A 6,739-nucleotide genomic window follows, 5' to 3' on the forward strand; every position below is an offset into this window, starting at 1 on the left:
GCTGGGCGGTCACGGGTGAGGGCGGCCTGGTGCCCGAGAGGGGCCGGTCACCGCTCCTATGCTCGCGCGGTCGTGAGCCGGGGCCTTGGGTGGCTCCAGTAGCCCATGGCGCACACCTGGTCGCGGGAAAGTCCCCGGTCGCAGGTGAGGTGGCGGCGCAGGCGCTGGATCATCAGGGACTCGCCGCCGGCCCATACCTGACCCCGGCCGGGCGGCAGGTCCAGGCCTCGTACGACGTCCGTCAGCGCGCGGCTCTCTCCTGGCGCGCGGTCGCCGCGGTGTACCCAGTGCACCTCGGGATGCGCCGCGTCCAGGGCCGCCCGCTCGGTGGCGTCGCGCACCTCGGCCACGGCGATGTGCCGGTGCCCGGCGGGGAGCGTCTCGGCGATGGCGGCGATGGACGGCAGCGCGGTCTCGTCGCCCACGAGCAGCGTCCAGGACGCCGTGGGGTCGGTCACCCAGTGGACACGGGTGCCCGCGAACCCGACGCGGTCGCCGGGTGCCGCGGTGCGCGCCCACGATGAGCCGCGGCCCTCGTCGGCCTCCGCCATGGTGCTCTGGCTCCCGTCGGCCTCGGCCACGGCGCCGTGGTCCTCGTCGCCGTGGTCGAAGAAGTCGATCGTGACCAGTCCGGCGTCCCGGTCGTAGAGGCGCACGGTGTAGTTGGCCCAGTGCTGCCCGGGCGTCCCCTCGGGGAAGCGCCAGCGTCCCCGCTCGGGCAGGACGATCCCGGCCGCGCCGGACGCGGGCCAGATCAGGGTGATGATCTCGGCGGGCTCCTCGACGGGCAGGGGGACGTCGCAGTCCAGGCGGAGGACGAGGCGGCGCATGAGTGGGGAGAGCGGCGTGGCGGAGACGACCTCCAGCAGGCCGGTGGCCTTCGGGAACGGCCGGACGCGCGGCCTCGGCCGGTGTCGCTCGCCCTCGGGTACGTGGCGGCCGGGTCGCGGCGGGCGGGCGAGATCGGTCACGGGCGGCCTTTCCGGGTGTCGGGGACGCGCGGGATGCCTGGACGGGCGGACGGTCGCATCCCGGCGGGAGTCGCGTCCCCGGCGTGAGAGGACGGAGGAGGGACGGGGACGGTCAGCGGGAGGGGGCGCTGAGGGGGACGGTGGGCGTCGCGCGGCGGACGAGCAGGGAGTCGCGGATCTCGCCCGCGCGGATCGCCGTGGTGGACAGCAGCGTGGACGTGATGCCGTGCGTGTGCTCGGTGCCGCCCTGGAGGTAGATGCCCGCGGTGACCGGGGGGCACAGCTCGACCCGGTGGTCGCGCCCGACGCGGACGCCGTCCTCCTCGTCGCGCAGGCACAGCTTGGCCGTCTCGCCGAGCAGGGAGGCGATGTCGGGGGAGCGGTAGCCGGTGGCGTGGACGAGCAGGTCCGCGGTGACCACCTCGTGCTCGCCGGTGGGCAGGTACTCGACGGCGATCTCCAGGCCGTCGTCCAGCGTGCGCACGTCGCGGATGCGGGAGACGTTCAGCATGCGCAGCCGCTCCTCACCTCGCACCTTCTCGCGGTAGCTCGTGGCGTACAGCGCCTCGATGAGGTCCATGTCGACGACCGAGTAGTTGGTGCCGCGGTGGTAGTCGAACAGGGAGCGCTTCACCGAGGGCGGGGAGTTGAAGTAGACGTCGACCGCCTCGGGGTCGAAGATGCGGTTGGCGAAGGGGCTGTCGTCGGCCGGGGTGTAGCCGTACTTGGCGAACACCGCGCAGACCTCGGCGCCGGTGAACGTGCGGTGCAGGTAGTCGACGGCCTCGGCGGCGCTCTGCCCGGCGCCGAGCACCAGCGCGCGTCGTACGGGGGTGCCCGCGGCGGCCAGCTCGGCGACGCGCGGGAGCAGCTCGCTGTTGTGGAAGACGCGGTCGGACAGGACGGTGCCGGGCGGCAGGTGGGGCTCCATGCCGACCGCCAGGCAGACGTTGCGGGCGCGGCGCACGACCGTCCGGGACGGGTCGCCGGGGACCGCGCTGCGCACGTCGAACCAGCGCACCTCGCCGTTCTCGGCCGTCACCGGTTCGACGGCGAGCACCTCGGCGTCGTAGTCGACCAGGTGGGCGACCCGGGCGGCGGCCCACTCGAAGTAGTCGTGGAACTCCACGCGCAGGGGGAACAACGTCTTCTGGTTGAGGAAGTCGACGAGCCTGCCGCACGCGCGCAGGTAGCACAGGAAGCTGAAGTCGCTCGACGGGTCGCGCATGGTGACGAGGTCCTTCAGGAAGGAGACCTGCATCGTCGCGTCGTCGATGAGCATGCCGCGGTGCCAGCCGAAGCGCGGCTGCCTCTCCAGGAACCCGGCCACCAGACGGTCCGCGACGGCGGCCGTGGCGTTGTGCTCCTCGACGGCTATGGCCAGCGCCAGGTTCGACGGCCCGAAACCGACGCCCAGGATGTCATAGACGATGTCCGGCCCACTGTGCAGTGCGTTCACCGCGGCATCTCCTCCTTTTTCGCCTGCCACATGGTAGATAAGGTTAGCCTTACCTTGCAATCATGAGGTAAGGCTAACCTTAGTTCCTCATATGGTGAGAGGGGATCGTCAATGCGGGTCGTCATGTTCGGCTACCAGACCTGGGGGCATCGCACCTTGCAGGCGCTGCTGGACTCCGGCCACGAGGTCGCCCTCGTCGTCACCCACCCCAAGAGCGACCACGTCTACGAGCGGATCTGGGACGACTCGGTGGCCGAGCTCGCCGCCAAGCACGACGTCCCCGTCCTGCTGCGCCGCCGCCCCGGCGACGCCGAACTGCTCCAGGCGCTCAGGGGCGCCGCCCCCGACATCATCGTCGCCAACAACTGGCGCACCTGGCTGCCACCGGACATCTTCGACCTGCCCCCGCACGGCACGCTCAACATCCACGACTCGCTGCTGCCCGCGTACGCGGGCTTCTCGCCGATCATCTGGGCGCTCATCAACGGCGAGACGGAGGTCGGCGTCACCGCGCACCGCATGGACGCCGGCCTGGACGCCGGGGACATCGTGCTCCAGCGCGCCGTGCCCGTGCGGCCCGGCGACACCGCCACCGACCTGTTCCACCGGACGGTCGACCTGATCGGCCCGGTCGTGCGCGAGTCGCTCGACCTCATCGCCACCGGCAGGGCGCGGTGGACGCCGCAGGACCGCGACCGGGCGAGCTTCTTCCACAAGCGGTCCATCGAGGACAGCCGCATCGACTGGACCTGGCCGTCAGAGCACCTGGAGCGGCTCGTGCGCGCCCAGTCGGACCCGTATCCCAACGCGTTCACCTACTACGGCGGCGAGCGGATCCGCATCGTGTCCGCCGCCGTCTCCCGGGCCCGTTACGGCGGCACCCCCGGGCGCGTGTTCATCCGCGAGGACGACGGCGTGGTCATCGTGGCCGGGGCCGACGCGCGCACGGGACGGCGGCCGGGGCTGCTCGTCCGGCGGGTGCGCACCGACGACGGCGCCGAGTATCCCGCGCTGGAGTACTTCCGCGTCATGGGCGGCTACCTCACCGCGCAGCCGCAGGCCCTCGCCCCGGCGGTCTCCGAACCGGTGTCCTGAGCCGGTGTCCTGAGCCGGTGTCCTGAGCCGCTGTCCTGAACCGGTCTCCTGAGCCGAGGGAGGCCCGCGCTCGCGGGCCCGCCCGTACCACCGCCCGCGGTCCGAGGCCCGCCGGTCAGGCCGTCACCGAGTCGCCGTCGTGGTGACGGCCCTTCGGGATGACCATGGGCGTGCCGCTGACCGGGTCCGTCGTGACCCGGCAGCGCAGCCCGAAGACGTCCTCCACGGCCTGCTCGGTGATGACGTCCGCCGGCGCGCCCTCGGCGACGATCCGGCCGGACTTCATCGCGATCACGTGGTCGGCGTACCGGCAGGCCTGGTTGAGGTCGTGCAGCACCATCACGATCGTCCGCCCCTCGCGCCGGTTGAGGTCGGTGATCAGGTCCAGCACGTCGATCTGGTGGGCGAGGTCCAGGTACGTCGTCGGCTCGTCGAGCAGCAGCACCCCCGTGCCCTGGGCGACGGCCATGGCGATCCACGCGCGCTGGCGCTGCCCGCCGGACAGCTCGTCCACCGGCCGCTCCGCCAGCGCCGTCATGCCGGTCGCGGCCAGCGCGTCACAGACGGCACGCTCGTCGGCCGCCGACCACTGCCGCCACCACGTCTGGTGCGGCGACCGGCCCCGGCCGACCAGGTCGGCGACGGTCAGGCCCTCCGGGGCGACCGGGCTCTGCGGCAGGATGCCGAGGCGCCGGGCCAGCTCCCGCGGTGGGATCGACCGCAGCGCCCGCCCGTCCAGCAGCACCTTCCCCTGGACGGGCGTCAGCAGCCGGGCCAGCGCGCGCAGCAGCGTCGACTTGCCGCAGGCGTTCGCGCCGACGATCGCGGTGACACGCCCCGGCGGGATCGTCACGTCCAGGTCCTCGACGACCGGGCGGTCGCGGTACGCCAGGCGCAGGCCGCTCGCCCTGAGGTCCGGATGGGGGGTCGGCATGCTAGCCTCCTGAGCCCGCGCGGTTGGCGCGGATGAGCAGCCAGAGCAGGACGGGCGCCCCGAGGACGCCCGTGACGACACCGACCGGGAGTTCGGTGCCGGAGATGAGCGTGCGGGCGGCCAGGTCGCCGGCCAGGACCACCAGGGCCCCGGTCAGCGCCGACGCCACCAGGGGAGGGTGGGCGTCCCCGGCCAGCCGCTGGGCGATCTGCGGCGCGGCGAGCGCCACGAACGCGATCGGCCCCGCCGCCGCGGTGGCGAACGCCACCAGCCCGACGCCGGTCAGCGTCAGCGCGAGCCGGACCGGTTGCACGCGGGTGCCGAGCGCGGCGGCGACGTCGTCCCCGAGTTGCAACGTGCGCAGCAGGCGGCCGAGCACCAGTGCCACGGGCAGCAGCACGGCCACGGCGACGGCGAGTGGCACCGCGTCCCCGGCCGACCGGCCGTTGAGGTTGCCCACCAGCCAGCCGAGCGCGGCCTGCGCCTGGAAGCGGCCGCCCCGGGCCAGCAGGAAGTCGGTCGCGCTCGAGCAGATCCACGACAGGCCGATGCCGACCAGGACGATGCGGTAGCCGGTCGTGCCGCGCCGCCACGCCAGCGCGTACACCAGCAGGGCCGTGGCCAGCGCGCCGAGCAGCCCGAGGGCCTGGACGCCCGGCCCGGCGTCCCAGCCCAGCACGATGCCCGCGACGACCGCCGTCCCCGCGCCCGCGGTGAGGCCGATCATGTCGGGGCTGGCCAGCGGGTTGCGCGTCATCGTCTGGAACAGCGCGCCGGAGACGGCGAACGCGGCGCCCGCCAGCAGGCCGACCGCCGCGCGCGGCAGCCGCAGCTCTCTGACCACCAGCAGCGTCCCGGGGTCACCCTGGCCCGCCAGGGCCTTCATCACGTCCACCAGGCCGATCGGGACCTCGCCGATCGAGACGCCCCAGCAGAACACCAGGAAGGTGGCGGCCAGCAGCGCCGCGCACACCACGACCAGGCGGGGACGCAGGACGCCGGAGACGGGCGGGACGGCGAGCCGCAAGCGGCGCGGCGCGAGAACGGTCCGGCCGGTGCGCGGCCTTCCGCCGGTACGGGGCCCGGCGGTGCCGGAGGCGCGGAGCTTCCCGGCGCCCGAGGTGCGGACCACGGCTCACACCTCCGCGAGCCGGCGACGGCGCACCATGGCGATGAAGAACGGCCCGCCGATGAACGCGATGAGCACCCCGGCCTGGAGTTCGACGGGACGGACGACGACCCGTCCCACGATGTCCGCGGCGAGCAGCAGGCACGGCGCGAGCAGCGCCGACAGCGGCAGCAGCCAGCGGTGGTCCGGCCCGATGCCCGCGCGCTCGGCGAGCACCCGCGCGGCGTGCGGGATCACCAGGCCGAGGAAGACGACCGGGCCGATGACCGCGACCGTGGCGCCGGTCAGTAGCGTGACCGCGGCGACGCCCTGCATGCGCACCAGCCCGAGCCGCCGTCCGAGCGAGGCCGCCACGTCGTCGCCGAGGGCGAGGCTGTTCAGCGCGGGCGCGCACGCCAGCGCCAGCAGCGCGCCCGCGGCGAGGAACGGGAGCACGCGCAGCACCGTGGCGCCGGTCTGGTCGGCCAGCGAGCCGGCGTTCCAGAAGCGGTAGCGGTTGAGCGCGTCCGGGTCGGTCAGGACGATGGCGCCGGTCAGCGAGGTGAGCAGCGAGGTCACCGCGATGCCGGCGAGCGCGAGCTTGACCGGCGTCAGCCCCGAGCGGCCCAGCCTGCCGAGCGAGAACACCAGGACGCCGGCGACGAGCGCGCCGGCGAACGCGAACCAGACGTATCCGTACAGAGAGCCGAGCCCGAGCACCGCGACCGCGAACACGATGGCGAAGGCGGCTCCGGCGCTGACGCCGAGCACGCCGGGGTCGGCCAGCGGGTTGCGGGTCAGGGCCTGCATGAGCGCGCCCGCGAGCCCGAGGGCGGCGCCGGAGGCGAGGCCGAGCGCCGTGCGGGGCACGCGGACCGTCCAGACGATGTTCTCGGCCAGCCGGTTCCCTGGGCGCCCGGCCAGGGCGCCCAGCACCTGGTCGAGGGGCACGTTCCGCGCGCCGAGGGCGACCGAGAGCAGGCAGAGGACGAGCAGGACGGCGCCGAGCGACGCCAGGAGGAGCGCGGGCCGAAGCCCTCCGGCGCGGGTCACCGAACTGTCTCCACTGCGACTTCCTTAGGTTAGGCGAACCTTATTTCGGCCCTGAAATCACGCCTCGGGGTCTGTGACTTAGGTAAACCTTACCTTAGTATGGGCGCCGATCGCGGTCG

General features: G+C 73.6%; 6 protein-coding genes. 1 reads left to right on the forward strand and 5 read right to left on the reverse strand.

Annotated features, from left to right (window positions below; all coding sequences use genetic code 11):
- Positions 1-56: 56 nt before the first annotated feature.
- Together AB0M95_RS10885 and AB0M95_RS10890 are read right to left on the reverse strand one after the other, a co-directional pair.
- Positions 57-971, reverse strand: coding sequence for a siderophore-interacting protein (locus AB0M95_RS10885; protein ID WP_363762017.1), 915 nt, complete (start codon positions 969-971; stop codon positions 57-59).
- Between the two features lie 112 nt (positions 972-1,083).
- Positions 1,084-2,430, reverse strand: a complete 1,347-nt coding sequence (locus tag AB0M95_RS10890) for a SidA/IucD/PvdA family monooxygenase (protein WP_363762019.1) — start codon at positions 2,428-2,430, stop codon at positions 1,084-1,086.
- A 111-nt stretch (positions 2,431-2,541) separates the two neighbouring features.
- Between AB0M95_RS10890 and AB0M95_RS10895 the strand changes: the two genes are divergently transcribed.
- Entirely contained in the window at positions 2,542-3,525 is a 984-nt protein-coding gene (locus AB0M95_RS10895) for a methionyl-tRNA formyltransferase (RefSeq protein WP_363762021.1), read from the forward strand.
- Positions 3,526-3,640: 115 nt separating this feature from the next.
- Here the strand turns inward: AB0M95_RS10895 and AB0M95_RS10900 are convergent, their stop codons facing one another.
- The 3 genes from AB0M95_RS10900 to AB0M95_RS10910 are packed head-to-tail and all read right to left on the reverse strand — an operon-like array spanning position 3,641 to position 6,620.
- Entirely contained in the window at positions 3,641-4,459 is an 819-nt protein-coding gene (locus tag AB0M95_RS10900; protein ID WP_363762023.1) for an ABC transporter ATP-binding protein, read from the reverse strand.
- 1 nt (position 4,460) lies between these two features.
- Positions 4,461-5,591: an iron chelate uptake ABC transporter family permease subunit gene (locus AB0M95_RS10905; RefSeq protein ID WP_363762025.1), complete on the reverse strand. Its 1,131-nt coding sequence runs from the start codon at positions 5,589-5,591 to the stop codon at positions 4,461-4,463.
- A gap of 3 nt (positions 5,592-5,594) precedes the next feature.
- Positions 5,595-6,620 (reverse strand): iron chelate uptake ABC transporter family permease subunit, encoded by a 1,026-nt coding sequence (locus tag AB0M95_RS10910; RefSeq protein WP_363762027.1) that lies wholly within the window; start codon positions 6,618-6,620, stop codon positions 5,595-5,597.
- Positions 6,621-6,739: the final 119 nt, after the last annotated feature.

Origin of the sequence: Sphaerisporangium sp. NPDC051017 (genome assembly GCF_040683095.1) — a bacterium.
Taxonomy (GTDB): Bacteria; Actinomycetota; Actinomycetes; order Streptosporangiales; family Streptosporangiaceae; genus Sphaerisporangium.